At 54.2% G+C, this 25,668-nt stretch carries 17 protein-coding genes and 1 riboswitch; of the genes, 8 read left to right on the top strand and 9 right to left on the bottom strand.

The features are described from left to right. From CWO84_RS07670 to CWO84_RS07650, 5 genes are all read right to left on the bottom strand, one after another. Positions 1-996 carry an ABC transporter substrate-binding protein gene (locus tag CWO84_RS07670; RefSeq protein ID WP_101052233.1) on the bottom strand — a complete coding sequence of 332 codons (996 nt, stop codon included), beginning with the start codon at positions 994-996 and terminating at the stop codon, positions 1-3. A gap of 62 nt (positions 997-1,058) precedes the next feature. Beyond that, positions 1,059-1,159, bottom strand: a riboswitch (guanidine-I (ykkC/yxkD leader). Between the two features lie 306 nt (positions 1,160-1,465). Then, on the bottom strand, positions 1,466-5,737 hold the full coding sequence (locus tag CWO84_RS07665; RefSeq protein ID WP_051669906.1) for an EAL domain-containing protein: 4,272 nt from the start codon (positions 5,735-5,737) through the stop codon (positions 1,466-1,468). Between the two features lies 1 nt (position 5,738). After that, positions 5,739-10,826 carry a PAS domain S-box protein gene (locus CWO84_RS07660; RefSeq protein WP_101052232.1) on the bottom strand — a complete coding sequence of 1,696 codons (5,088 nt, stop codon included), beginning with the start codon at positions 10,824-10,826 and terminating at the stop codon, positions 5,739-5,741. A gap of 115 nt (positions 10,827-10,941) precedes the next feature. Then, positions 10,942-12,450, bottom strand: a complete 1,509-nt coding sequence (locus CWO84_RS07655) for an alginate export family protein (RefSeq protein WP_101052231.1) — start codon at positions 12,448-12,450, stop codon at positions 10,942-10,944. 119 nt (positions 12,451-12,569) lie between these two features. Beyond that, positions 12,570-12,770 (bottom strand): YezD family protein, encoded by a 201-nt coding sequence (locus tag CWO84_RS07650; RefSeq protein WP_171695615.1) that lies wholly within the window; start codon positions 12,768-12,770, stop codon positions 12,570-12,572. Positions 12,771-13,080: 310 nt separating this feature from the next. Between CWO84_RS07650 and cysT the strand changes: the two genes are divergently transcribed. The 8 genes from cysT to CWO84_RS07610 all read left to right on the top strand — a co-directional run bounded on the left by cysT (position 13,081) and on the right by CWO84_RS07610 (position 21,781). Then, the gene (gene cysT / locus CWO84_RS07645; protein WP_101052230.1) at positions 13,081-13,908 is read left to right on the top strand and encodes a sulfate ABC transporter permease subunit CysT; all 828 of its coding nucleotides are present in this window, start codon (positions 13,081-13,083) and stop codon (positions 13,906-13,908) included. Between the two features lie 8 nt (positions 13,909-13,916). Next, a complete protein-coding gene (cysW, locus tag CWO84_RS07640; protein WP_033156393.1) occupies positions 13,917-14,780 on the top strand; it encodes a sulfate ABC transporter permease subunit CysW in 864 nt (287 codons plus the stop codon). Positions 14,781-14,836: 56 nt separating this feature from the next. Beyond that, positions 14,837-15,880, top strand: coding sequence for a sulfate ABC transporter ATP-binding protein (locus CWO84_RS07635; protein ID WP_033156394.1), 1,044 nt, complete (start codon positions 14,837-14,839; stop codon positions 15,878-15,880). A 106-nt stretch (positions 15,881-15,986) separates the two neighbouring features. Beyond that, the gene (locus CWO84_RS07630) at positions 15,987-16,889 is read left to right on the top strand and encodes a LysR substrate-binding domain-containing protein (RefSeq protein ID WP_033156395.1); all 903 of its coding nucleotides are present in this window, start codon (positions 15,987-15,989) and stop codon (positions 16,887-16,889) included. Positions 16,890-17,231: 342 nt separating this feature from the next. After that, positions 17,232-18,209, top strand: coding sequence for a cysteine synthase A (cysK, locus tag CWO84_RS07625; RefSeq protein WP_033156396.1), 978 nt, complete (start codon positions 17,232-17,234; stop codon positions 18,207-18,209). Next, positions 18,206-19,135 (top strand): serine O-acetyltransferase EpsC, encoded by a 930-nt coding sequence (gene epsC / locus CWO84_RS07620; RefSeq protein ID WP_101052229.1) that lies wholly within the window; start codon positions 18,206-18,208, stop codon positions 19,133-19,135. The genes cysK and epsC overlap by 4 nt, the downstream gene beginning before the upstream one ends. 98 nt (positions 19,136-19,233) lie before the next feature. After that, on the top strand, positions 19,234-20,151 hold the full coding sequence (locus CWO84_RS07615; protein ID WP_020481377.1) for a family 2A encapsulin nanocompartment shell protein: 918 nt from the start codon (positions 19,234-19,236) through the stop codon (positions 20,149-20,151). Next, complete coding sequence (locus CWO84_RS07610) at positions 20,138-21,781, top strand: family 2A encapsulin nanocompartment cargo protein cysteine desulfurase (RefSeq protein ID WP_033156398.1); 1,644 nt, start codon at positions 20,138-20,140, stop codon at positions 21,779-21,781. The genes CWO84_RS07615 and CWO84_RS07610 overlap by 14 nt, the downstream gene beginning before the upstream one ends. A gap of 193 nt (positions 21,782-21,974) precedes the next feature. Here the strand turns inward: CWO84_RS07610 and CWO84_RS07605 are convergent, their stop codons facing one another. Genes CWO84_RS07605 through CWO84_RS07590 form a run of 4 tightly spaced genes read right to left on the bottom strand, consistent with a single transcriptional unit; the run spans position 21,975 to position 25,660 of the window. Then, a complete protein-coding gene (locus tag CWO84_RS07605) occupies positions 21,975-23,615 on the bottom strand; it encodes a PepSY domain-containing protein (RefSeq protein ID WP_033156399.1) in 1,641 nt (546 codons plus the stop codon). A 47-nt stretch (positions 23,616-23,662) separates the two neighbouring features. Then, positions 23,663-24,292 (bottom strand): peroxiredoxin, encoded by a 630-nt coding sequence (locus CWO84_RS07600; protein ID WP_051669912.1) that lies wholly within the window; start codon positions 24,290-24,292, stop codon positions 23,663-23,665. Positions 24,293-24,344: 52 nt separating this feature from the next. Continuing rightward, entirely contained in the window at positions 24,345-25,067 is a 723-nt protein-coding gene (locus tag CWO84_RS07595; protein WP_051669914.1) for a c-type cytochrome, read from the bottom strand. A 2-nt stretch (positions 25,068-25,069) separates the two neighbouring features. Next, the gene (locus CWO84_RS07590; protein WP_101052228.1) at positions 25,070-25,660 is read right to left on the bottom strand and encodes a peroxiredoxin; all 591 of its coding nucleotides are present in this window, start codon (positions 25,658-25,660) and stop codon (positions 25,070-25,072) included. Positions 25,661-25,668: the final 8 nt, after the last annotated feature.

The raw sequence follows: 25,668 nt of genomic DNA, 5'->3' as shown, positions 1-25,668 counted from the left end.
CTAGTGAGCGGCGAGCGCTTCGGCCACCAACGAGGCATCGACGCCGACCGCCAAATCCGGCACGCTGTCGATCAAGCGGTTGTCCTTCAAAAACGCGGCGATGGTCGGGCCGACCGCTGCCAACGACGCCGGTTCACTGGCCGGTCCCAAGGCTTTCAGGTTGTCTTCCAATGTGAAGAAGCGGGTGCCGGGCAGAAACACTTTGTAGGCGTCCGGTTTCATGCCGACCACTTTAGCCATGACGGTGACGGCTTGGTCGGGCTGCTCGCGGATAAAGCGCTGGGTATCCTGCCAAGCCTTGATCATGCCGACCAGCTCGGCGCGGTGGGTTTCGATGGCTTTGACTCTAGCCACCAGCAAATCGGGAATCAGGCCGGGCATATCTTTGGATGTGAACAGCGCCGCTCCCTTGCCGCTGGTCTGGATATTATTGACCCAGGGATTCCACACCACGGTCGCATCGACCCGACCGCTCAGAAACGCCGCGGCCGCGTCGCCGGCCGACAGGTTTACCGTTTTGATGTCGTCGAAACTCAGGCCGTTTTTGCTCAAGGCGGTGGCGAGCACGAAGTGGGAAATGGAATATTGTTCGAGGGCGATGGTTTTGCCTTTCAGATCGGCGAAGCTTTTGATGGCCGGGTTGACCATCAAAGCGTCGTTGCCGTCGGAGTTGTCGTTAACCAGGATGGCTTTGACCGGTATGTTTTTGCTGAGCGGCGCCATGGTGTCGGACCAGGTCTGGCAGTTGGCGTCGAGTTGGCCGGCGGACAGGGCCGAGATGGAATCGGTGTAATTAGCAAACCAGACCAGTTTGACCTTGGCGCCGTACTTTTTGAAGTAGCCGTTGTGTTCGGCGACGTACCAGGCCACCCAGCCGGGCCAATCGCTGACACCGACCTTTACCTCGGCGGCAGCCGGTTTAGACAAGCAAAACAATGCCCCAGCAAGGACAAGCGCAATTAATCGGGACAGGCAGTGGGAGGAAGTAGATGTCATGAGTAGCTCCAGTCGGGTTGAAAAGCTACACGTAGAGGCGGACCGGTTTATAAAACCGTCTGACCTCCCGGGCTTTTATCCCGCCGTGTAGCTCCCCGAAAGAAGCCGGCAACTCTCGGTCGCTGACGCTCGAAATCGAACCGGAACCCTAGTCACCATTTTGTTAAGGCGCTTTTATGATCGCGCCTCACGTGTTGTAGCTCTATACAGCAAGCTGTATGCCATACATAAATTTATATATAAATCAATAATATATAAAATCACACCGCCTGCAAAATCCAGCGTTTTGCGTTTTTGTGGTGCAAGCAAAAATAAAATCAGATCCAACTTGGTGCGCAAAATTCTAATTAAGCTTACTTATTGGCGTTTTGGCCGGTTTGCGAAAGGCCTTGTTTTAAACAACATCTTGACCAGCAAAGATCTCGTATTTCCCTTTGCCGGATGACACAAAATCGCCGATTGCAAGCCTCTACAATGACCGGATGTTTTCAGAGGCGTAATAACGCGCGATGCCTTCCCGAACGTCGTTGCGTAATTCATCGTCGTCCCAAGGCTTTTTGTGGAATTTGTATATTTCGCCTTTGTTAACGGCCTCAGTGATAGTGTTTAAATCGGCATAGCCGGAAATAATCATTCGCACCGTTCGCGGGTGCATGATTTTAACGCGCGACAAAAACTCCGTACCGGTCATTTCCGGCATACGTTGATCGCAGATAATCACCATAACCGGATGATTGGCCAACAACTCCAGTGCTTCTTGGCCACTGCCGGCCGTCAAAATTTCATAATCGTCCCGCCACAAGCAGCGCTTCAGCGCCGACATGATATACGGTTCGTCATCCACGATAAGCACTTGCGGTTTTTGTTCATCCGAAGGTAAACGCAGTAGGGTTCCGGCCTGCAACAACTGCCGAATCTCAGCGCCGGGCAACGGCCGACTGAAATAATAACCCTGTATCTGATCGCAGCGCAGCCTTCTCAGGTAACTGGTTTGCCCCTGGCTTTCCACTCCTTCTGCGATGACGGCTAGGCCCAAGCTGTGCGCCATGGCGATAGTGGCTTGCACAATCACCGCATCGTTCGAGTCGGTGACCACATTGTCGATAAAGCTTTTGTCTATCTTGAGCTTGTCCACCGAAAATTGTTTGAGGTAGGAAAGCGACGAATAGCCGGTGCCGAAATCGTCAATCGACAGCTGAATGCTCAGGTCCTTCAGCTGTTTCAGCAGCGTCAGGGTCTCGCTTACATTCGTCATCAACAAACTTTCGGTGAGTTCCAATTCAATATAACGGGCCGGCAAATCGGTATCAGCAAATAACTGCTTTAGCAAATCGACCAAGCCACCCGCCTGCATTTGTATGGCAGAGACGTTCACAGCAACGGTAAAGCCTTCAGGGATTAGCCCGGCATCCCGCCATTCCTTGGCTTGCGATACGGCGCGTTTGAGAATCCAATCCCCCAAAGGCACGATCAAGCCGGACTCTTCCGCCAAAGGGATAAATTTATTCGGCGGCATAAAACCTTGCACGGGATGATTCCAGCGTACCAAGGCTTCCAAACCAATGATTTTTCCGCTGGCAAGATCGACTTGAGGCTGGTAATAAAGCTCAAATTGTTCACGCTCGATAGCGTGGCGCATGTCGTTGGTTAGTGCGATTCTGGCCAGTAACCGCTCATTCATGTCTTGCTTGAAGAAACGAAAACTGGACACCTTGTCGGCTTTGGCGTGATTTAAAGCAATCCCGGCGCGCTGCACCAACTCGCTGGCTGTTTTCGCATCTGAGGGATAAAAACTGATACCGATCTTGGCTTCCAGATGAATTTCATGCTGGGCCAGCACCACCGATTCCGTCACAGCCGCCCGCAGGGCTTCAGCAAATTGTTCGGCTGCCGATGGGCTATCGATATCCGAACAGGCAATATTAAAATTGTCCTTGGCCATCCGGGTGACAAGGCCCTCGCTGCCGGCGGCCTTGACCAAGCGGTTGGCAATGATTTTCAGCGTTTGATCGCCGATTTCGTAACCGTAGGTGTCATCAATCGTATGGAAATTTTCAATATCCAAACGCAATACGGCAATATCGTGCTGCTGATGCTCGGCTTGCGCGATGGCGGCGGCCAGCAAGTCTTCGAAGAAAAATTGATTCGGCAAACCGGTAACCGGATCGTACCGCGATAATTGCACGATGCGCTCCTGCATTTGCCGAGTTTCCGTCATATCGTTAATGATGGCCACAAATAACGGGGGCTGGTCATCGATTAATTCCAGATGAACTTCAACCGGATACTCGCTACCGTCTTTACGCCGGTGTATCGTTGAGAAATCGCAGCGGCTCTTGCTACCCGCCCGCAAAGGCGCGCACAGCTGTTCAAAGGCCTCCTCATTTAGCTCAGGGTTAATATCCAACGGCGTCATCCGTTCAAGCTCTTGTGTTGAATAACCCAGATTGTCCCGCCCACCCTGGTTCACATCAATAAACCGCAGGGTCTGGCTATCGAAAATATGGATTTCATTGGTGGATCGCGCCAACACCTGGCTGAAACGGGCGGCTTTTTTCTCGACGCGCTGGCGTTGCACGATGCGCCACAGGGCGTTCGAGATGAGCTGAACGGTTTCGACATCCAGCTCGGTATAGTCGGTCGCTTTGTTCGCCACACCGGTTAGCATCACCACTTTGCCATTCTCGATCACCGGCACGGAAATCAGCCGACGCAATTCAGGCTGCGCATCGGAAAAACCAGCAGCAGGAAGCCGGGGAAAGGCTTCTGTATTGGCGGTTACGACAAACTCTTTAGGGAGATGGACCGGTATATTATTGAAAACCGCCGGTTGGCGGTTTTTGACGGACTCACCCAAGATACCGGCTTGGCTGAGAAGAATACGGCTGTCCGCGACGGTTTTCCCACGTGGTTCCTGCCGCGCTCGAGACTCGGCCACCGGTTCCATACAGTCTTCGTCAGGATTGATAAAGTATACAAAAGCCATTTGGCTGGCAGTTAGCTCTTCCGCCAGAAGCATGCCGCGCCGGATGAATTCCGCCTCGTTCAAGTCTTCCGACGCCTTTGGCAGTTCCAACAAAGCTTGCGCACGCCGGGCCTGTAAAATCAGCTTTTGTTCGTTCTCTATACGCTGAGTGACATCAACGCCCACACCATCCCAAACCACGCTGCCATCGGCTTGCCGTTTTGGGCTGGACCGAAATGCAATCCAGCACTGGCGGCCGCTTGGCGGATTGAATAACACGCTGCCTTTATAGACTTTTAATTCCCTGAGACATTCGGCTTCCTCTTCCCGGTATTGCTGAAGCGACTCAGGCGCCATTTGCGCAAAGAACGGATTGATGTCTTCGATCAGTTGCGCGGGCTTCAGCCCGTGCAGTTTCTCCACCCCGGCGCTAATGTATTGCAGAGCGGTCCGCCCGTCCTGCCAGATTCGGTAACGATACACATAGCCGTCCGGCAGATTATCGCCCATCACCCGTAATTGATGCTCCCGCTCCCGCAAAGCCAGCTCGGCTTCGACGCGGGCGGTGATGTTATTCAGCAAACCGTCGAAGGATTCCACTTCGCCCTGCTCGTTGCGGCTTAGCCGGGTAAATTCATCAATCCATATCCAATGGCCGTCGCCGTGCAATAAGCGGTATTCCTGATGATATTCGTCCGGACCATGGGCAATGTGTTGAGCGACTTCGGCTTCGACCCGAAACCGGTCTTCGGGCGGAAGCAAATCCAGATACTTCACTTTGCCCAAGCGCAAATCCTCCGGACGATAACCCCAATCCGCGATATTGGCACTGACGTAACTCACCGGCCAATCCTCGGCGTTGCGCCAGGTTATCGCGACCACCGGAGACCGGCAGACGATGGAATCCAAGTGTTGTAACTCGGCGGTGTGCAGCTCAATCAACTGCTCGAAATGATGATTCAAGCGGCTAAGTTCCAAATGCGTGCGTATCCGCGCCCGCACTTCGTCGATGTCAAAGGGCTTGGTGATGTAGTCGGCGGCACCAATCGAGAAGCCGCGCACTTTGTCCACCGTTTTGTCCACCACGCTGACGAATAACACCGGAATCCGGGTGCCTACGGCTGTGGCCTTGATACGCCGGCACACTTCATACCCGTCCATTTCCGGCATCAGGATGTCCAGCAGCACCACGTCGGGCGGATGGGAGCCCAACACTATTTCCACCGCCTTGCGGCCGTTGTTGGCTACCAGGATGCGGTATTCCTCCTTCAGCGCCTCGGCCAATTCATGGATATTCTCCGGCATATCGTCAACCAGCAGCAGTGCCGGCCGCTCCGCTCTGATCAACATCTGTTCGTTCAAGGAAATTAGTGGCTTGCGGCGATATTGGCGCAATTCCAGTTGCGTCAGTATCCGCTGTTTCAGTAGATCGGGATTGATCGGTTTGGTGATGTAATCGGCGGCACCCAATTTAAGGCCGGCGGCCTCGTCGGCCGATTCCGACAGGGCCGTGACGAAGATGACCGGAATATCGGCCGTCATAGGATCGGTCTTCAGCCGCCGCAACACTTCGTAACCGTCCATGCCCGGCATTTTGATGTCGAGCAATACTAGGTCCGGACCTGGGGCGCGCACCGCCAGTTCCAGGGCTTTTTCGCCGTTGGTCGCGGCGAGAATGGCGTAGTCTTCGCGCAGAATGCTCAATAAAGCATGCAGATTTTCGTTGACGTCATCGACGATCAAAATACTCGGTTTGCTGTTATTCGTCTGGGACATGTTAATCTCGCTGCTCTAATGATGGCCCAGCCAGCAGGCGTTGTTGCACCGCCACCAACATAGCGATGGCTTGATCTATGTTAAACGCATCGACCTCGGCGGCAATCGCCTCGAAATCGGCTTCGAACTCGCTTCCGGCCGTACCCTTGCGTAAATCGCCGATTAACGCTTCGGCTGCGCCTAAATCGCTTTCCAACACAGCCATTAAGCGGGTAATTTTAGCGCTTATGGCCTCGACCGATAGCGGTTGTGCCGGCAATGCGGCCGGCGTCGGCGGCGGGGTAAGACTATCGATGTCGGTCATCACTTGTTGCAATAAGTCGCGCAGCTGCTCAATGTGTTCCGCGGCAGGCCGTTGCTGTTGTTTAAGCCCGGCATCAATGCCGGCAATGCACTCGTAAAATGCATTGGCGCCGATATTGCCGGCTACGCCTTTCAAGGAATGACAATAATTTTCAGCGGCCGTGAGATTATCGGTTTGCAATATACGCTGTAATTCGTCTACTGCGTTGGCGTAATGTTCGCGAAACCGTCTGAGTTGTTTACGGTAAGCCGCTTCCTTTCCGCCGATGCGGCGAATACCCTCGCTGACTTGCAAACTTTGCAGGCCCAATAACTCGGGAGAACAAACCACCCGTGCCGGCGCTTCATTGACCGCATAGGTCTCGGCCTGCGTATCGCTAGAAGCGGCAGGCAGCCATTTTGCCAAACAGGAAAACAAGCTTTGCGGTTCCACCGGTTTAGTAATGTGGTCGTTCATGCCGGCCGCCCGGCTTTCTTCGGCATCGCGGGCCATTGCCAACGCGGTCATGGCGATAATCGGCAAACTGGCGAAGCGTTCTCCCCCCGCTTGCCCGGCCAAAGCGCGAATCCGCCGCGTGGCCTCCAGACCGTCCATCACCGGCATCTGGATGTCCATCAATATGCAATCGTACTGATACCGCTGCACCATCGCCAACGCTTCTTCCCCGTTCACCGCCTCATCCGCCGCGATATTCATACTGCGCAACAATTCGACAGCAAATTCGCGATTGATGGCGTTATCTTCTACCAATAAAACGTGGCGGCCAAGCAAATTCGGCGGCGCCTGAGCGGCGGCATACTGCGATTCCTGCCTTTCGAGGACGTCGCCCCGCCCCAATGCCGACAGCATACTATCCAACAGCGACGACGGCGAAACCGGCTTGATCAGAAAACCGTCTACTCCGGCTTGGTGAGCCAGCGACATCACGTCTTCGCGGCCGTATGCCGTGATCATGATCACCTTAGGTTGCAGCACAATGGCCGCATCGGCATGAATCCGCCTAGTGGCTTCGTCGCCATTCATGCCGGGCATCCGCCAGTCCATCAACACCAGATCGAAGGGATGCTCGGCGGCGGTTTCCAGTAAACGAATCGCAGTGGCGCCATCCCCGGCCACGCTGACGTCCAACTGAAAAAATCGCAACATTTCCGCGAGTATTTCTCGGGAAATGTCGTTGTCCTCCACCACCAGCACCCGGATGCCTTTCAGTAACGATCCGGTCTGATCCAGCAATTCCCGGCGACGCGCCTCGGCCTGTTGGGCAATCTGCAGTTGCACCGTGCAACAAATAGTCGTGCCCTGGCCGGGTTGCGAATCTTCCAGCCAGATCCTGCCGCCCATCAGTTCCACCAGGTGTTTGCTAATTGCCAATCCCAAGCCGGTGCCGCCAAACTTCCGGGTAGTGGACTGATCGGCCTGGGTAAATTTCTGAAATAAACGTCCTTGCAACTCACGATCCATGCCGATGCCGGTATCGCGAACCGAAATCTGCAAAATCACCGCGTCAGCCTTTTTGCTGAGCATCCGGAACGCCAATTCCACTTCCCCGCGTTCGGTGAATTTGATGGCATTGCCGCACAGGTTGAGCAGCACCTGTTTTAAGCGTAGCGGATCGCCTCTTAAGGTGGCGGGGATATTCACATCGTAGCGAATTAAAAACTCCACGCCTTTTTGCTCAGCCTGTAGGCCGATAGCATCGGTGAGTTGCTCCAGCACTCTGTCCAGCGCAAACTCGGTAGACTCAAACTCCAGCTTACCGGCTTCGATTTTAGAGAAGTCCAGAATATCGTTGATGATCCCCAACAGCGAATGCGCGGCGCTCTGCGCCTTGGTCAAATGGTTGTGCAAGGTTGAGGGTAAATCCTGCTTCAGCGCCAGATACAACATACCCAGAATCGCATTCATCGGCGTGCGGATTTCGTGGCTCATATTGGCCAGAAACTGGCTCTTCGCCAGCGTAGCGGCTTCCGCAGCCTGCCGGGCTTGTTCCAGTTCTACGGTGCGCGCCGCCACCAGCTCTTCCAGATGGTGGCGATAAGAATCCAGTTCGCTCTCCACCCGTTTTTTCTCGGTAATGTCTTCCTTAATGGCCAGATAGTGAGTGACGGCACCGTCCGCTTGCCTTACCGGCGTGATCTGCGCCCATTCGACGTATTCGCTGCCGTCCTTACGGCGGTTAATCAATTCGCCGGACCAGCTTTTACCTTGGGTCAGGGTATGCCACATCTCGTCATAAGTGGCCTGACCGGTGTGCCCGGATTGCAGGATCCGCGGATTTTGGCGGATGGCTTCTTCGCGGCTATAGCCGGTGACCGCCGTAAAGTGCTGATTGACGTACTCGATTTCCGCTTGCAGATTGGTGATGACGATGCTGTTGGGGCTTTGCTCCACCGCAAGCCACAGTTTGCGCAGTTCCGCTTCCGCCTGTTTCAGTTCGGTAATGTCGGTAATCACCGCTACCCGACAGTCACGCTCGGAAAAATGGATGTCGTGCGAGCGAACGATGATGTCGATTACCCGGCCGTCTTTAAGAAGATGCTGCCACTCGCCGATATAGGCAAAACCGCGCAGACTGGCCGCCAAGCTTGCAATGGCTTGTCGCTGTTGTTCCGGGAACAGATCGGTGAGTTTGAGTGCGACGATTTCAGTTTGGCTGTAGCCATATAACTGGATAAACGCATCATTCACCGCGACCATGGCCAGCGTGCCGCGCTCGTAGACCAACATCGGCGCCGGGTTGTGATCAAAAAGGTGGCGGAATTGTTGCTCGATCTGCTTGCGTTCCGTAATGTCCGACCAAATCAGGGACAAATAATTACGGCCTCTGATTTCAATCACTTTGATGCTGACATGGACATTCAACAATGTACCGTTCTTGTGACGGCGCAAGGTATCGAATTGTGCACCGCCGGCTTGCATGAAATCATCCGCTATCTGGCGAACCTGGGCAGCGTCGAATTCGCCCTGAATATCCGGCAGGCGCAAGCCAGCGAATTCCTCGCGGCTATACCCCAAGTGTTGGCAGGCGGCGTCATTGAATTCGATGAACTCGAAAGTTTCGGCATCAATTAGCGTAATCGCATCGGTGGCCTGCGAGACGATGGCGCTGAAAATCCGCTCGCGATTTCTGGCTTTTTCCTCGATGATCCGGCGTTTTATAAAGCTACTCACCCGTTCCGCCACGGCATCGAGCAAGAGTCGTTCTTCGCCTAAAAACTGATCGTCCGGATGCTCGGGCTGCGGTTGCAGATTAGCGATCGAGATACTGCCGGACGCTATACCATCGATTTGAATGGGTACGGTCAGTAAGCTGCTGGAATTTTTGAAATCGCCGCTGAAATAGCTTTGGCCGTCCCATTCCATGCGGGCAGCGGTTGCTTCGGGACAAAGCCAGCCGGCAGGTAATAAGTCAACAACGCGCTGTAGCACCTCCGGCAAAGGCTTTTCTAAATCCTCGGTGGCGCGAAAAACCGCGTGCAGACATTTTTGTTCCTTGATGCGCTCGTTTAAGGCGAGCTGCGTTGCATGCAGTTGGCTAATGTCTCGGGCCATGCCCAGCACGCCGATCAATTTGCCGTCGCAGGAATTAACCGGGGTTTTAATGGTTTCGTAGAGCGCCTTATGCTTGCCGTCGGCATAGCTTATCCAGTCCTGATTGCGGATAGGCTCGCCGGCGGCCATGGCTTTAGCATCCTGTTCGCGGTATTTATCGGCTTGTTCGCGGCTGACAAAATCGTAATCGGTCTTGCCGACGATAAGCTGTTCAGGCTTGCCGTACAGGGGTTCGAAGCTCGGGTTACACAGCAGGTAGACGCCGTCGGGATCTTTCAGCCATATTTTGTCGGGCATGGCCTTTAACAAGGTGCGTAGCAAATCTTCTTTTTCGGCCAAGGTTTCCAAGGCCCTTTGCCGCTCGGAAAAATAGCAGGCCAGCGCCATGCCCACTACCGATAGCACCACCATGAAAAACCAATAGTTGATTTCGTGATTATCGCCCAAGCTGGGATCGGTCAGGCCGGAACGTCGCCAAACCAAGCCGAACATGGCCTGTATGGCGGTAACGACCAAAATCAGCGTGGTAGCGCGGCTGCCAAGCCGAACAGCCGCCCAACTGACAAATAGAAATATCCAGTAACTTTTCGCGTAAGCGCCGAGGCTGTCGTGAAACCAGTCGAGAAACACCAACTGCCCCACCAAAAAGTTCAGCGCAATAATCATCATGGCTTCGCTGAACGCTTTAGCCCCCTGCAGCTTGCAGGCACTATTAGTCCAGACCAAAATCAGCGGCGTAACCAATATCACGCCCAGCGTATCGCCCATCCACCAATGTAACAGCGAGGAAAGCACCGTCTCCTCGCCGATAAATCCGCCAACAAACAAAGTCAACGTGCCGATTGCCGCAGTCAACGAACAAGCGACAACGCCGCCTACACTTATCAGCACCAGATAATCGCGCAGCGTTTTCAGAGAACGGTCGAAGCCGCGGATGCGCTGCAGCAACCAAGCGCCGGACCAGGCGCCGAAGGTGCTACCGATTGATATGCTGGTCGCGCTCAATAATGCTTTGCCTTGCCACAGATTAAGCGCCAAGGCCCCGATGAATATTGCCCAGACATAGTGGCGGCCGCCCTGCAAAATGGCCGCCAATGCCAGCCCGCTGGCAATAAAAAACACACTGGCACTGCCATTGGGCGCGAAATACAACAAAGCCAATCTGGCCGTTACGATATAAAGCCCGGCAGCAGCTATCCATCTCAGCCATGCAGGCGCCATTGCTTCACGCATAAACCCTCCTCGTGCTGAGAGTATAGCGACTGCCTGGGGGATTTCTAATTTAAATAGCCCGGCTACTTATTGGCCGGGTTCTTAAATGTCGTCGCACCCGCGCCGGCGGGAGTGTTTATTTGTAGGTAGGCTTACCATCGCCAAAGGCGTTTAAAGATACTTCGAAGTAGAAGAAATTGCTCGGCTCGCTGGTATAAGAGCCCTGCCCGCCTTGCGATACGCCTACGGCTCTGGCTTCGGTGAAGTCGCCAGGGGTAAATCGTGCATAGCTCATGCTCCAATCCACATAGGCATTCAGTTTATGGCGCAGGCGAATATCAAATTCGTGTCCCAGGAAAGTCCCGCTGCGGCCCGTGGTGTCGCGCAAACCGGCCCGGTTCCAGCCACCGGCTGCACTTTCCTCCCAGTAAGCGTTGTAGCCGGTATCGATACGCACGTCTTTGTAAGGTGAAAACTCCAGTCTGGCCTTCGGCGCGATGATATTGTCCCAGGAGAAATAATCATTCCGCGACCAGGGTTGGTTAAAGCCGTAGAAGGCATCAAAGCGTTGGTTGATATTGTCGCCGGCGTTTTTATCGCCCGTGCCGTAGCCGTAATAGAGACTGGCGCGGGGTTTCCAATCGTGGTCGAAGCTGTAACCCAATTCCAAAGAGTAGGCCAAGGCGTCGTGCTGGCGTAAGGTCTCCCGCGTCCCGGACAAGGAACCGAAGCGTCCGAATTGCTTGTTGATGTCGGCATCGAAATCAAAGCCGCCGCCGAAAAAGCCGTAAGCCCTAAGACCCGGCGCATAAATATCCATACTGGCCTTACGATTGGCTGCCACCCGGTTGGCGGGATCACCGTCGGTTTTGCGACCCAGGAAATAAGGCTGGATGGTGACAAACTCGGACCATTGTTTCAGGCTGAGTACGGCGCCGTAGATCCAGGTGTCTTCATCCGGTTGGTCGAATTCGTATTTGTAGCGCTCCACCGGTTGCAAGGCAAAAGTATCCAAATCCCAGTCATTCTGCTTCTTGCCGAAGTGTACTCGGTAACCTTCAAAGTTGTTGGTGGTGTTACGGAACTCGTTGTTACCAATCAAACGCCTATCCAGCAATTCCAAGTGCATACGGCCGGCACGAATACTGAGGGGCCGGTTATGGCCTAAGGCATTGGCGAAATACAACTCACCATAGCCCTGGATCATCTCAAACTCGTTCACATCGGCATCGGTTTTCGGGTACAAACCGTTATAACTGCGCGCATCCTCCATTTCGACCGCAAAGCGTAACGGATCGAGGATTTCTTTGATGCCGACGTAGGCGCGGGTCCTGAGCAGCCACAGGTTATCGGCATCGGGCCGCCACTCTGAGGTGCCCGAGCGTTGCGGCCTAAAGTCGTTTTCGCGGTATTCGTAGCGGGTCCGAAAATCCAGCCCAACATCCAGCCATTTCACATCGCGAAATTGCTCGAACTGGGTTTTACTCATATTGCGCACGTACAAAGGCGGATCGGTTGGCGCAGGTTCGACGCGATAGCCTTTGGTCGGGACATAATAATCTTCGGCGTTGACCAGGACCGGCCAAGCCAGCAACAAGCCAAGTGCACCTGCTGCCCGTACTGTATAAATTAAAGGTCGTTTCATGTGGGTAACTGTGGGTTTAGAGTAGTTAATGACCGGTACACAAAAAGATTCTGCTCATCTCGCCGTCCTTTGGCTGAGTGGCAACAAGCGAACAACTATTTAGCGGCGTTAGCCTTAGTCTAGTTGGAACCCGCTAATGCAGAATCTTTTTGCTGGCCCAGCCGAAAACGTTCGCGCTTGTCGATCTGGACGATGCGGCCGTCGTGAATCACGACTTCAACCGAGCCAAACCGAATATCCTGCACAATCGTCGCAATTTGCAATGCAATCTCCTTGTTATCGCCTTGCTTCAATGCATGGCCGTTAAGTTCAATCGCCATATAGCCTCCTGAGGTATGGTGGGTTATCGTGGTTTGATGAATCCTTGTCTTGGCAGCATTAGCGCCAATGACCGTGTGACAAATGGTAAAAAAACCGCAAAGCGATTGAAAACGATATAAACAGAAATATATATCTGTTAATTGGATATATGACATGGCGAATATTTACCCTCCCATCCTGGCCGCAATAGCCAAAATTCGCCCGCTTGTTATCTAAATAAAAGATTATCAATTCAATTTATATCATTTCCGTTGGCATTTAAGTTTCTCTATCCTGTCAGCACCTACTGACTGTTTCCAGAGAAACACCATGACCCAAAGCAATATCATGCCGGGCTTTCGACCGGCACTGGCCTATACCTTGTTCTATCTCGGACTGGTGGTACTGATCCCCTTGAGCACCCTGGTATTTAAGAGCTTGCAACTAGGTTGGGGCGAGTATCTAGACATCATTAGCAATAATCGAGTGGTATCGTCGTTTCGGGTCAGCTTCGGTACGTCGCTGATTGCCGCCTTGGTCGCGGGCGTGTTCGGATTTGTCATCGCCTGGGTATTGGTGCGTTACCCCTTTCCCGGCAAGCGTTTTTTGGACGCTTTAATTGATCTACCGTTTGCCTTACCGACGGCGGTGGCCGGCGTCATCCTGGCGACCATCTTTCAGCCCAGCGGCATGCTGGGTAAATGGTTGATGAGTTCATTGGGTGTGCAAGTGGCTTACAAGCCGCTGGGCATAGTGGTGGCATTGATTTTTATCGGCATTCCTTTTGTGGTGCGGACCATCGAGCCGGTATTGCAAGAATTTGATACCACAATGGAAGAAGCCGCATCCAGTCTGGGTGCTACTCGCTTGCAAGTGTTTGCCCAAGTGATCTTTCCCAACATTTTTCCGGCACTGTTGACCGGCGTGTCGCTGGCGTTTGCCCGTGGGGTGGGTGAGTACGGTTCGGTAATCTTTATCGCCGGCAATCTGCCTTATGTCTCGGAAATCGTCCCGCTATTGATCATCACCAAACTGGAACAGTACCAATATGCCGGCGCGACGGCGATTGCACTGACGATGCTGCTGGTGTCGTTTTTGTTGCTACTGATCGTTAATTTATTGCAGCTCTGGGCGCGCCGCCGCTCCGGGCAAATTTAGGAGGCATCATGCACGCCAATGTTCATGTGATTAGCGACGCCACTGGCCAAGCACACTTCAAAGCACTGCACGATCCATTTTGGGTGCGCTGGGGCCTGGTCGGCATCGCGGTAGGTTTTATTGTGTTGTTTCTGTGCGTCCCGCTGGGTTTGGTGTTGTATCAGGCGTTCTCCAAAGGTTGGCAAGCCTATTGGACAGCGCTGGCGCAACCGGATGCCATCGCCGCGATGCAGCTGACCTTGCTGGTGGCATTGATCACCGTGCCGCTGAATACCGTATTCGGCGTCGCCGCAGCCTGGGCCATCACCCGTTTCGAGTTTTGGGGCAAAAGCTTATTGACCACCTTGATCGATTTGCCGTTCTCGGTATCGCCGGTTATTTCGGGACTGATTTTTGTGCTGATGTTCGGCGCCCAAGGCTGGTTCGGACATTGGTTTTCCGAGCATGACATTAAAGTGATATTCGCGGTGCCCGGCATCGTGCTGGCAACCATCTTTATCACCTTTCCTTTTGTGGCGCGCGAACTGATTCCGCTGATGCAGGAAATGGGCAACGAGGAAGAAGAAGCAGCGCTATCGCTGGGTGCCAGCGGCTGGCAGACATTCTTTAAAGTGACTTTACCCAATATCAAATGGGCCTTGCTGTACGGCGTGTTGCTTTGCAATGCCAGGGCGATGGGCGAATTCGGCGCGGTATCCGTGGTATCCGGCCATATTCGCGGCGTGACCAACACCCTGCCCTTGCATGTGGAAGTCAGTTACAACGATTACGACGTGATCGGCGCATTTTCCAGCGCCTCGATATTAGCCTGCCTGGCCATCGTTACGCTGGTTTTGAAAAGCGTTTTGGAATGGAAGCAGGCCAGAGCCTAAAGACGAAAATACGCCGACATTCTGAGGCGTTTAACATCCGGTATTGAGATAAAAACATGAGTATTCTGCTAAACAACATCAGCAAAAACTTCGGCAAATTTGCCGCCTTATACGACGTCAACCTGGAAATTCCGGAAGGCGAGCTGGTGGCCTTGCTGGGCCCATCCGGCTGCGGCAAAACCACCTTGTTACGGATCATCGCCGGCCTGGAAACCCCGGATTTCGGCCGGGTACTGCTCAGCGGCGAAGATAAGACCGAGCAACATGTCAGCCGGCGCGGGATTGGTTTTGTGTTTCAACATTACGCCTTGTTCCGGCATATGACGGTGTTCGACAACATCGCCTTCGGTTTGCGGGTCAAGCCACGCAAGGAACGGCCTACCGAAGCCTTTATCAGCAAAAAAGTGCATTCTTTGTTGGAGTTGGTACAACTGGATTGGCTGGCCGACCGCTTCCCGGATCAATTGTCAGGTGGCCAACGGCAGCGGATAGCTTTAGCTAGAGCCCTGGCGGTAGAGCCCAGCGTATTGTTACTGGACGAACCGTTCGGTGCATTGGATGCCAGCGTGCGCAAAGATCTGCGGCAATGGCTGCGCAATCTGCATCAGGAACTCCATGTCACCAGTATTTTTGTGACCCACGATCAGGAAGAAGCCATGGAAGTGGCCAGCCAAGTCGTCGTATTGAATCAAGGCCGTATCGAGCAACAAGGCGCCCCGGCGGATATTTACGATCACCCGGCCAATGCCTTTGTCTCTAAATTCATCGGGCAAACCAACGTCTTCGATCTATCGGAAACCGAAAGCAACTGGCTGCAACGTGCAGGGATTCTGGCGGAAAAACCGCAAGGCATCTTCGCGCACGTCCGCCCGCATCATATCGACATCGTCAAAGCCGAAGAAGCCTCCGGCTCGCCGGTAACCTTGAAGGACTGGCAACATCTGGGCGCGACGATACGCATCGAACTGTTCAATCCGCAACATAACGGTTCCGGTGCGACGCTGTTTGCGGAGATGCCCAACGAACGCTTCAAACAACTGAATTTAAACAAGGGCGACCGCGTGGCGGTGCATATCAAACAAGCGCATTGGTTTAATTGACAGCACCCCTCATAGTTCGGGCTATGCCAAACATAGCCCGGTACCGGCATTTGACCCGGTTCGCGATTGTTGCCCATCGCTCAAATCACCCCATGGAAAGACCGATATGAATCTAAATCAGCTTGAATTATTGCGCGTCCTCAAAGACACCCAGTTCAACCAATCCAAAGCCGCGGAAATCATGCATGTGGTGCAGTCGGCCGCCAGCCGACAGTTACAATTATTGGAGGAGGAATTGGGCTCGCCGCTCTACGAACGCCACGGCAAAAAACTGCTGGGTTTGACACCGCTGGGCGAGCAGGTCATGGAGCAGGTAGACAGAATCAATCAAGCCAAAAAGAACATCTTGTCGATAGCCGACGACTTTCGGGAGAATCGCAACGGCGCCTTGCATATCGCCACCACCCATACTCAAGCAAAATACTTGCTGCCGGAACCGGTGCAAAAATTCCGGGAGAAATATCCGGGCATCACCATTTACATGGTGCAATCCTCGCCACAAGAATTAATAGAGCAGCTCCATCAGCATCGGGCCGATATTGCCATCTGCACCGAAAAGCTGGACGAGGACGAGAAACTGGTCGTCAAATCCTGCTACGAATGGCAACACATCGCCGTAGTGCCGCGCCATCACCCCTTGGCGCAAGGCGATGTGACCTTGGGCCGGCTGGCCGCATTTCCGATTTTGACTTACTCGCAAGGCTATACCGGCCGTTCGACCATCGAAAAAGCCTTTAAGAACGCCGGCAAGGAACTGGACATAACGCTGTCCGCCGCCGATTCCGACATTATCAAAACCTATGTCAGATTGGGTTTAGGCGTGGGGATTATCGCCGGTACGTCTTACGAAGCGCGCAACGACAATGATTTGGTCGCCAGGGATTTATCGCACCTGATCCCGCGTTCGGTGACGAAAATCGCCTATTTGAAGCAATTATATCTACCCACTTATTTGCAATATTTCATTAACGAGCTGCTTGCCAAAGCCGCCAAGGAGCATGAATATTAAAATCCGGCACGAATTTCGGTTTTGATTTCGATATTTATCATAAGAACCGCCGTAAAAATTTCGACTTTGCGATCCTTCACGCAAAAACAAAGACTTACAAACCGCCCAACCACCGCCGCAAGCTCCTTGCACCGAGGTAAATCATATTTTTAGATTTATATATCTCAAATAGGCATTACAGATAACCGAACCAATCGAACCTGTATTGACAGCCTTCGTTTAAACCAAGTACTTTAAAAAAAATCGCTGACCGGACCACCGGAAGCCAGTACGCCTGAATTGATAAGCAGGCTGCTGGCTTTTTTTTTGGCCCGCAGAAATCCGACAGGGAGTAATACCGTCATGACGCATTGGTATCCAGATAACTCGCAATCAATAGGCAAAACCCCATTAGTCCGGCTAAACCGCATTACCGACGGCGCGCCGGTGACTTTGCTGGCTAAAATCGAAGGCCGCAATCCAGCCTATTCCGTGAAATGCCGCATCGGCGCGGCGATGATTAACGACGCCCAGCAACGCGGCTTGCTGACCGACGGCAAAGAACTGATAGAACCCACCAGCGGCAATACCGGCATCGCCCTAGCCTTCATAGCCGCCGCGCGCGGCATTCCACTAACGCTCACCATGCCGGAAACCATGAGTCTGGAACGGCGCAAATTATTGGTGGCTTATGGCGCCAAACTGGTCCTCACCGAAGGCGCCAAGGGCATGAAAGGCGCGATAGCCAAAGCCGAAGAAATTGCCGCGTCCGATCCGGACCGCTATGTACTGCTGCAACAATTTAAAAATCCCGCCAACCCCAGCATCCACGAACTCACGACTGGCCCGGAAATCTGGACCGACAGTGACGGTGCCATCGACATTTTAGTCTCCGGCGTCGGCACCGGCGGCACCATTACCGGCGTATCCCGGTATATCAAATTCAAACAACGCAAACCTATCGTTTCCATTGCGGTGGAACCCGAGGCCAGCCCGGTACTGAGCCAATTCCGAGCCGGCGAACCGCTACAACCGGCACCACACAAGATTCAAGGCATAGGCGCCGGCTTCGTGCCGGATGTGCTGGATTTATCCTTGGTTGACGAAATTGCCTTGGTCAGTAACGACGATGCCATAGCCTATGCCCGCCGTCTGGCGCGCGAGGAAGGCATCTTGGCCGGGATCTCCTGTGGTGCAGCCGTGGCTGCAGCGGTGCGGGTGGCCAAGCGTCCGGAACACGAAGGCAAAACCATCGTCGTCATCTTGCCGGACTCCGGCGAGCGCTACTTGAGCTCGGCCTTGTTCGAAGGCCTGTTCGATCCGCAAGGTGTAGCGCTATGACCTTAAGCGAACACGGCCAACGCTGGGAAATCGATGCTCTGGTTGCAGAACTGCGCGAACTGCGCCTGCAATCCCTGGAAAACCGCCACCGCCGCGAACATCCGCCCAAATTGCCTTCCCGTAAGATTTTGAGCCAGATCATCGACAACTTGGGCGCGGCGCTATTCCCAAACCGACTAGGAATGCCCGACCTGACTGACGAGGGCATCGATTATTTCGTCGGCCACACGCTGGATAGCCTGCTGCGGCAATTGCAACGGCAAATCGGCCTGGAATTGCAATTTGTCGCCGAACAGCAAGGCATATCCCTGGATACTCGCAGCCAAGCGACAGACATCACCCGGCAGTTTGCCGCCCAGTTGCCTGCTGTGCGGCAATTGATCGACACAGATATTCAAGCTGCCTACGAGGGCGACCCCGCCGCGCGTTGCGCCGATGAAGTGTTGGTTTGCTATCCAGGCATCACCGCGGTGATTCATCACCGACTAGCGCATGTGCTGTACCAATTGGGTCTGCCGTTGGTGGCGCGCGTGATCAGCGAAGTTGCGCATTCCGCCACTGGGATCGACATCCATCCGGGTGCGCAAATCGGCGACAGCTTTTTTATCGATCACGGCACCGGCGTGGTAATCGGCGAAACCGCGGTCATTGGCCGGCGGGTGCGTTTATATCAAGCGGTCACGCTGGGCGCCAAACGCTTTGACAAGGACGACAACGGCATTCTGGTCAAGGGTAACGCCCGCCACCCCATCGTCGAGGACGATGTGGTGATTTACGCCGGCGCCACTATTTTGGGCCGCATCACGATAGGCCGGGGTTCGACGATAGGCGGCAACGTCTGGCTCACCCACAGCGTGCCGCCGGACAGCCTGGTAAGCCAGGGCCAGAATCGGACCGAAGTATTTGCCGGCGGCGGCGAGATTTAATCTCAACGGCAAATCGGCGCTTTTTCAAACCAACATTGATTAATCCGTCAGCAAAAACACTTTAACCAACCACCACCCACTAAGAAAGGAAAATCACCATGTCAGACATTCATCAAGCCCATACCGCGTTAGGCGACGTCGCTGCGCGCACCTTATCCAACGCTACCAAAACCGTGCCCATGATGGGTACCATCACCCCGCGCTGGCTGGTGCATTTGATGCACTGGGTGCCGGTCGAAGCGGGTATTTACCGGGTCAACAAAGTTAAAAGCGAAACCAGCATCGCCGTTGATTGCTCGAGCCTGGACGAAAAAGTGCTGCCGCAAACCTATGTGGATTACGAAGAATGGGGCCGCGAATACCGCTTGAACGCGGTCAACACCGTGTTGGACGTTCACACCCGCGTCGCTGATTTGTACAGCAGCCCTTACAACCAAATCCACGAGCAGCTGCGCCTGACCATCGAAACCGTCAAAGAGCGTCAAGAAAGCGAGCTGATCAACAATGCCGAATACGGCTTGTTAAACAACGTCGCGCCTGCGCAAAAAGTCCAAACCCGCAAAGGCTCGCCAACTCCTGACGATCTGGACGAGTTGATTGCCCGAGTCTGGAAAGAACCCGCTTTCTTCCTGGCCCACCCACGCGCCATCGCCGCGTTCGGCCGTGAAGCGACTCGCCGCGGCACACCGCCACCTACCATCTCCATGTTCGGTTCGCAATTTTTAACCTGGCGCGGCCTGCCCTTGATTCCGACCGACAAGCTAAAAATCACCAACGGCAAAACCAACATCCTGTTGTTGCGCACCGGCGAAAGCCGTCAAGGCGTAGTCGGTTTGTATCAACCCAATCTGACCGACGAACTGAGCATGGGCCTGTCCGTGCGTTTCATGGGCATCAACCACAAAGCTATCGCCTCCTATCTGGTATCGCTGTATTGCTCGCTGGCGGTGTTGACCGAGGACGCCATCGGCGTATTGGAGAACGTCGAAATAGGCAACTACTATGACTACCAATAACAGTGATCTGGCTGGCCTGGCGCAACAAGCGCTGAGCGGCGGCACCGTGCCCGCGGGCTTGCCGGATGCCGCCGAATTGACGCGCTTGGCCAATCAGATTTTCCTGGAAGTGCCTAATGCTGGCGAAGCCATCGATACCGTGCCGGTCTCGGCGGCAACTGCCGTACCGTTTAATAACGTCAGCTCCGGTTTCGACTCCCGGCCCGGCATTGACGACACGGCTATCTCAGCCCTGGTGCAACGCAGTTTTGCTTTGCCTGGTACAGCGGATTTGCAAACGGCCCTTGCCACACCGTTTGGTAAAAGCCAACCCACCACGCCCAGCGCTTCATCGTTTTATTTTTTAAACGACGTATCGGCATTGGCTCGCGCGGCGCAAATACCGGGTTTAGGTTCTGCGCATCCGCCATTTGATGTGCATGCAGTGCGGCGAGACTTTCCGATTTTGCAAGAGCGCGTAAACGGTTATCGGCTGGCCTGGCTGGATAACGCCGCGACCACGCAAAAGCCGCAGGTAGTGATTGATCGGATTTCCGAGTTTTATCAGCACGAAAACTCCAACATCCACCGGGCCGCGCATGAATTAGCGGCACGAGCTACCGATGCCTATGAAGGCGCACGACAAATCGTCGCGCGTTTTATCAATGCCTCGTCCGCCGATGAAGTGGTGTTCGTGCGTGGCGCTACCGAAGCCATCAACCTGGTTGCCAAAAGTTGGGGCAAGCAAAACATTGGCGCGGGTGACGAAATTGTCATCAGCTGGCTGGAACATCACGCCAACATCGTGCCCTGGCAGCAATTGTGCGCGGAGACCGGAGCGGTACTCAGAGTCATTCCGGTCGATGATAACGGCCAAGTGATTTTGTCCGAATATCAAAAACTGCTGAATGCCAAAACCAAGCTGGTGTCGTTTACCCAGGTCTCTAATGCCTTGGGCACCGTCACGCCGGCGCAAGAAATGATCGAACTGGCTCATAGGGCCGGCGCTAAAGTATTGCTGGACGGCGCGCAATCGGTGTCGCATTTAAAGGTTGATGTACAGTCCTTGGATTGCGATTGGCTGGCATTCTCCGGACATAAGATCTTCGGTCCGACCGGTATCGGCGTGCTGTACGGCAAGGCGGAAGTTCTGGAGGCTACTCAACCTTGGCAAGGCGGCGGGAATATGATCGAAGACGTCACCTTCGAGAAAACCGTCTACCAACCGGCACCCGCCAAATTTGAAGCCGGCACCGGCAATATTGCCGATGCGGTGGGTTTGGGTGCGGCGCTGGAATACCTAAACAAGATCGGTATCGAAAATGTAGCCCGCTACGAGCATGAGTTGCTGGTTTACGCCATGCATGCGTTACAGGCCATTCCCGGACTGCGGTTGATCGGCACCGCGCCGGAAAAAACCAGCGTGGCGTCGTTCGTGATAGACGGTCATAGCACTCAAGATATTGGTAAAGCCTTGAATGAGGCCGGCATCGCCGTGCGCTCCGGCCATCATTGCGCACAGCCCATTTTGCGCCGCTTTGGCTTGGAAAGTACCGTAAGACCCTCGTTGGCGTTTTATAACACTTACGAGGAAATCGATAGGTTAACGGCAACCCTAAAACGGTTGCAGTGCACTTCTCGGCGATTTTAGCCTACCATTTTGGGGTCAAGGCGGCATACAGTCTTGACCTCAAATATTCGCGCTGGACATGCCAACCTATTTTTAACAGCATTTTCAATGTGAGGAAGTGCGAAAAAGCCGCTATAAAACCATCTTGGTTCTCGGGCCTTATATCTAAACGTATCGGTAACGCCAATTATCCTGGCGTTACCGAGCATTTATCTTAACTACGGGTTTCCGTAGCCAGTTCCAGCGCCGACTGCGGTCCGGCCGCCTTGCGTTTTTTTGGCTTAAAGGTTTTGACCAGTCTTTTCCATCCAACCACCAGCGAACTGGCGCCCAATACCAAACCGAAACCCACCCAAGTCAACATCCAGGCATCCCAGATCGGCCGGTGATACAGCCAACCGAAATCCCAATGATGCAACCCCGAATACAGCCAACGAAACACCCGGCGACTGCGATCCAGCTTAGCTAACAAGCTACCGTCTTGCGGATCCAGATAAAACCGTGTGCCGGCTGCGTCCGCCAGCTGTACCGCTACCACCGGCAGGGGCTTTTCCACCAAGCTTTGATAATGCCGCGGGTAATAATAGCTATCGTAATCGTCCAGCAATTCCTGGCTGGCGATGGGCATATCTTCTGCCACACGCTGAATCGCCTCGGTTACCGAGATTTTATTGAATTGGTGAACCGCCCCATCCACCGCTTGCGGCAATCGCTGACCATCGCGACCATAGGCCAATAACACCGCTTCGCCGCCCAAACGCCGCCAACCCAACTCGACGATGTCCTTACCCTCGGCCGTATTCAGCGGGCCGGGTTGCCAATTGCGCATCGCGTCGGGTAACACCTTGCCCAAATAACGGTTCAGCTCTTGCCGGGACGGATTGGCTTCGGAAAATAATTTGCCGGGATTGGTATCGATAAATCCGCTCAGCGCCCAAGACAGCGCCACGGTCCCGCCGATCAAACCGCTCCAGAAATGCCATTTAAACCAAAACTCGCGGTAGGGTTGCGTGCGGCCTTGCGAGTAAGTGGGCTTGCCGTTAAATCCCGGCCGCCAGCGCAACCAACCGATAATCAAACCGGTGATGCACGCAATAGTCGCGCCCAAGCCCGACCATAATTGCACATCGTGGCGATATTGCCCCAGACCGATAGCTTCCAGAGGTTTGAATAAATGCAGCCAGTTGCCGGCATAGTAAAACGCCCTATCGACGCGGGTCGAAGCATGCAGCACTTCGCCGGTACGCGCCGAAATCAACAACTCGTCGCCGTCGTCACTAGCTACCCGATGAAACGGCCGCAAAGCCTCCTGATTGCGCAGAATAATCGGCGCTTCCACCGTTTCCACTACTTGCAAATTATGGTTAATACCCTCGCGCTTGAACCAGTCGTCGGCGATGCGTAACGCCTGCTCCACTGAAGTTTCGCGCAAGCTGCCGTCCAGTGCGGACAACGCAAAACGCGCGCCTTGGGTATCTTCCACCAGCCAAAACGGCTCGTCGTTCCGTCTTACCAAGCGGGCATCGGCTATACCGGCAGTCTGTTCGGCGCTATTACCTATCTCGGCTTTTGCTTGCGCGCCATGTTCGCCCATGTTGGCCGGCTTGGATTGATGTTGCACGGCAAACAGCTTGCGTTGTTCGGCACTGCGGTCCCAGGCTTCGCCAAGGCTCAACCAGCCTACTTCCGGTGCTAGGCTTTCCGCGTGCGCCAATTGCTGGCTGCGGCTTTGTGTGGTCGGCGTCGAATAAATAATCGCGATGCCGGTAAAAAACCAGAAAAACATGAACAAAGCCAACACCACCCCCAGCCAGCGATGGGTTTCATATAACAACCAATTCAAAGACTTTTTCATTGCCGCCCTCCTAAACGCCCTTTGTTGATGACACTATCCGTTGAAAACTACTTTGCACTTCGCCCCCTAAACCCTTCCTTAAACCCATATTGACCTGCCTGCGCGGACTTACCCAAACCTTGCACAATCTCCAGGGCCTTTTCGACATTTTCGGCCGGTTGCAAGTCGCCGACGCTGGCGACGATCCTGCCGTCCGCCGCCACCACAAACGTGGTCCGGGCGATAGCGCCGTGATTGACTTGTACGCCGCGGCTGTCCAAGCGCCCGGTTTTCGATTCATCCACGCTCAAGCCGTAAGCATTGGCGATCTTGCCGTCCGCATCCGAGGCCACCGGAAATTTACTGGCGCAGTAATCAGGATCGGCCGAGAACTCGTTCAACCGCTCGATGCTATCCAAAGACACGCCCACAATCGTCGCACCGGCGGCGGCGAATTTGTCGTGATTGATCGCAAAGGTTCTTGCCTGAATATTGCAGCCGCGCCCGTAAGCGGTCGGATAGAAATACACCACCACCGGACCTTTGCCGCGCGCTTCCTTCAAGGAATAGGCAAACGGCTTGCCGGCAAACGAGGCTTGGGTCTGGAAATCCGGTGCCACATCGCCTTCTTGCAAGCCGGCCAGTGCCGAGAACGCGACTAACAGCAATAGTGCGCTACCCAGGAAAAAACGTTTCATATCAACTCCGTAAAAAGGATGGGAATAAGCTTCCGGCGGCACACTCCTCTGCTTACAAGCCCGATAGGTATTCGACCAAGGCATTCAGCTCGTCGTCGTTTAAAGACTTGGCGACCTTGTTCATCACGGCTTCCGGGCTATTTTTGCGTTCGCCCAGCTTCCAATTGGTCAATTGACTGCGCAGATAAACCCGACGCTGGCCACCTATCACCGGGTAAATGACGTTATCCACCACCTTGCCTTTACCGTTTTCGCCGTGACAACTGGCGCATGCCGGCAAATCCCGCGCCGCATCGCCGTTTACAAACAAATTTTTAGCGAGCGGATTGTCGGCGATCCGCTCGCCTCGCATGACTTTTTGGCTGGCAAAATATGCGGCGATGTCGGCCATGTCTTCTTGTGTCAGATCGGCGGCCATCACATTCATGATTTCGTGATTGCGAGCGCCGGATTTAAAATCGCTGAGCTGTTTAACCAGATAGCCGGCGTATTGACCGGCGTGGCTGGGAATTCTGACATCGCCACTGTTGCCGTCCTCACCATGACATTCCTGGCAACGTTCGTCAGCCGACTTTTGTTTACCGGCGACCGGATTGCCGTTGCCGATGCGTTGCAAAGAAAGTTCATCGCCCTGCTCTGCAAATACGGTTTTCGCCGAAGCCAACAAGGCAAAGGTACTAACTGCCAGCCACGGACTGCGGCGGCGCCAATGAACCCTTGCTCTGCGGCGTTTGGTTTCGGGCGACACAGCACTTAGCCAACGGCAAAACCCCATGCCTAGTTCGCCTTCGGTCGCTCAGCGGCGAGCTTTTCCACGATTTCCAGTGCTTTGGCGACATTTTCTTCCGGCTTCAAGCCGCCCAAGGTCGCGGCGATTTTGCCGTTCGGCGTGATCACGAAGGTCGTGCGCTCGGCAAAGCCGTGGTTGATTTCCACGCCCCGGCTATCGGTTTTACCCGGCGCGGCGGCTTTCACGGCAATATCGTAATTGCCGGAGATTTTGCCGTCGGCATCCGATGCCACCGGAAACTTGCTGGCGCAGTAATTGGGGACGGCGGAAAAGTCGTTCAGGCGTTCGATGCTGTCCAGTGATACACCGACGATACTGGCGCCGGCGGCGGCGAATTTTTCGTGATTGACCGCAAAACTATGCGCCTGCACATTACAGCCGCCGGTATAAGCGGATGGATAGAAATACACCACTACCGGACCTTTTTTCAAAGCCTCTTCCAGCGTGTAATTAAAAGCCTTGCCGGCCAAGGAAGCTTGCGCTTGAAAATCCGGAGCTGGATGGCCTTCCGGGAGCGCGGCCAACACCGGCAAAGCAAATACGGCAGGCAGGAGGCTTTTCAAAAATAAGTTTTTCATAATGCTTC

This window comes from Methylomonas sp. Kb3, assembly GCF_002834115.1.
In the GTDB taxonomy this organism is placed as follows: Bacteria; Pseudomonadota; Gammaproteobacteria; order Methylococcales; family Methylomonadaceae; genus Methylomonas; species Methylomonas defluvii.
Note: the sequence above shows the minus strand (reverse complement) of the source record. Positions and strands in the feature narration are given on the sequence as shown.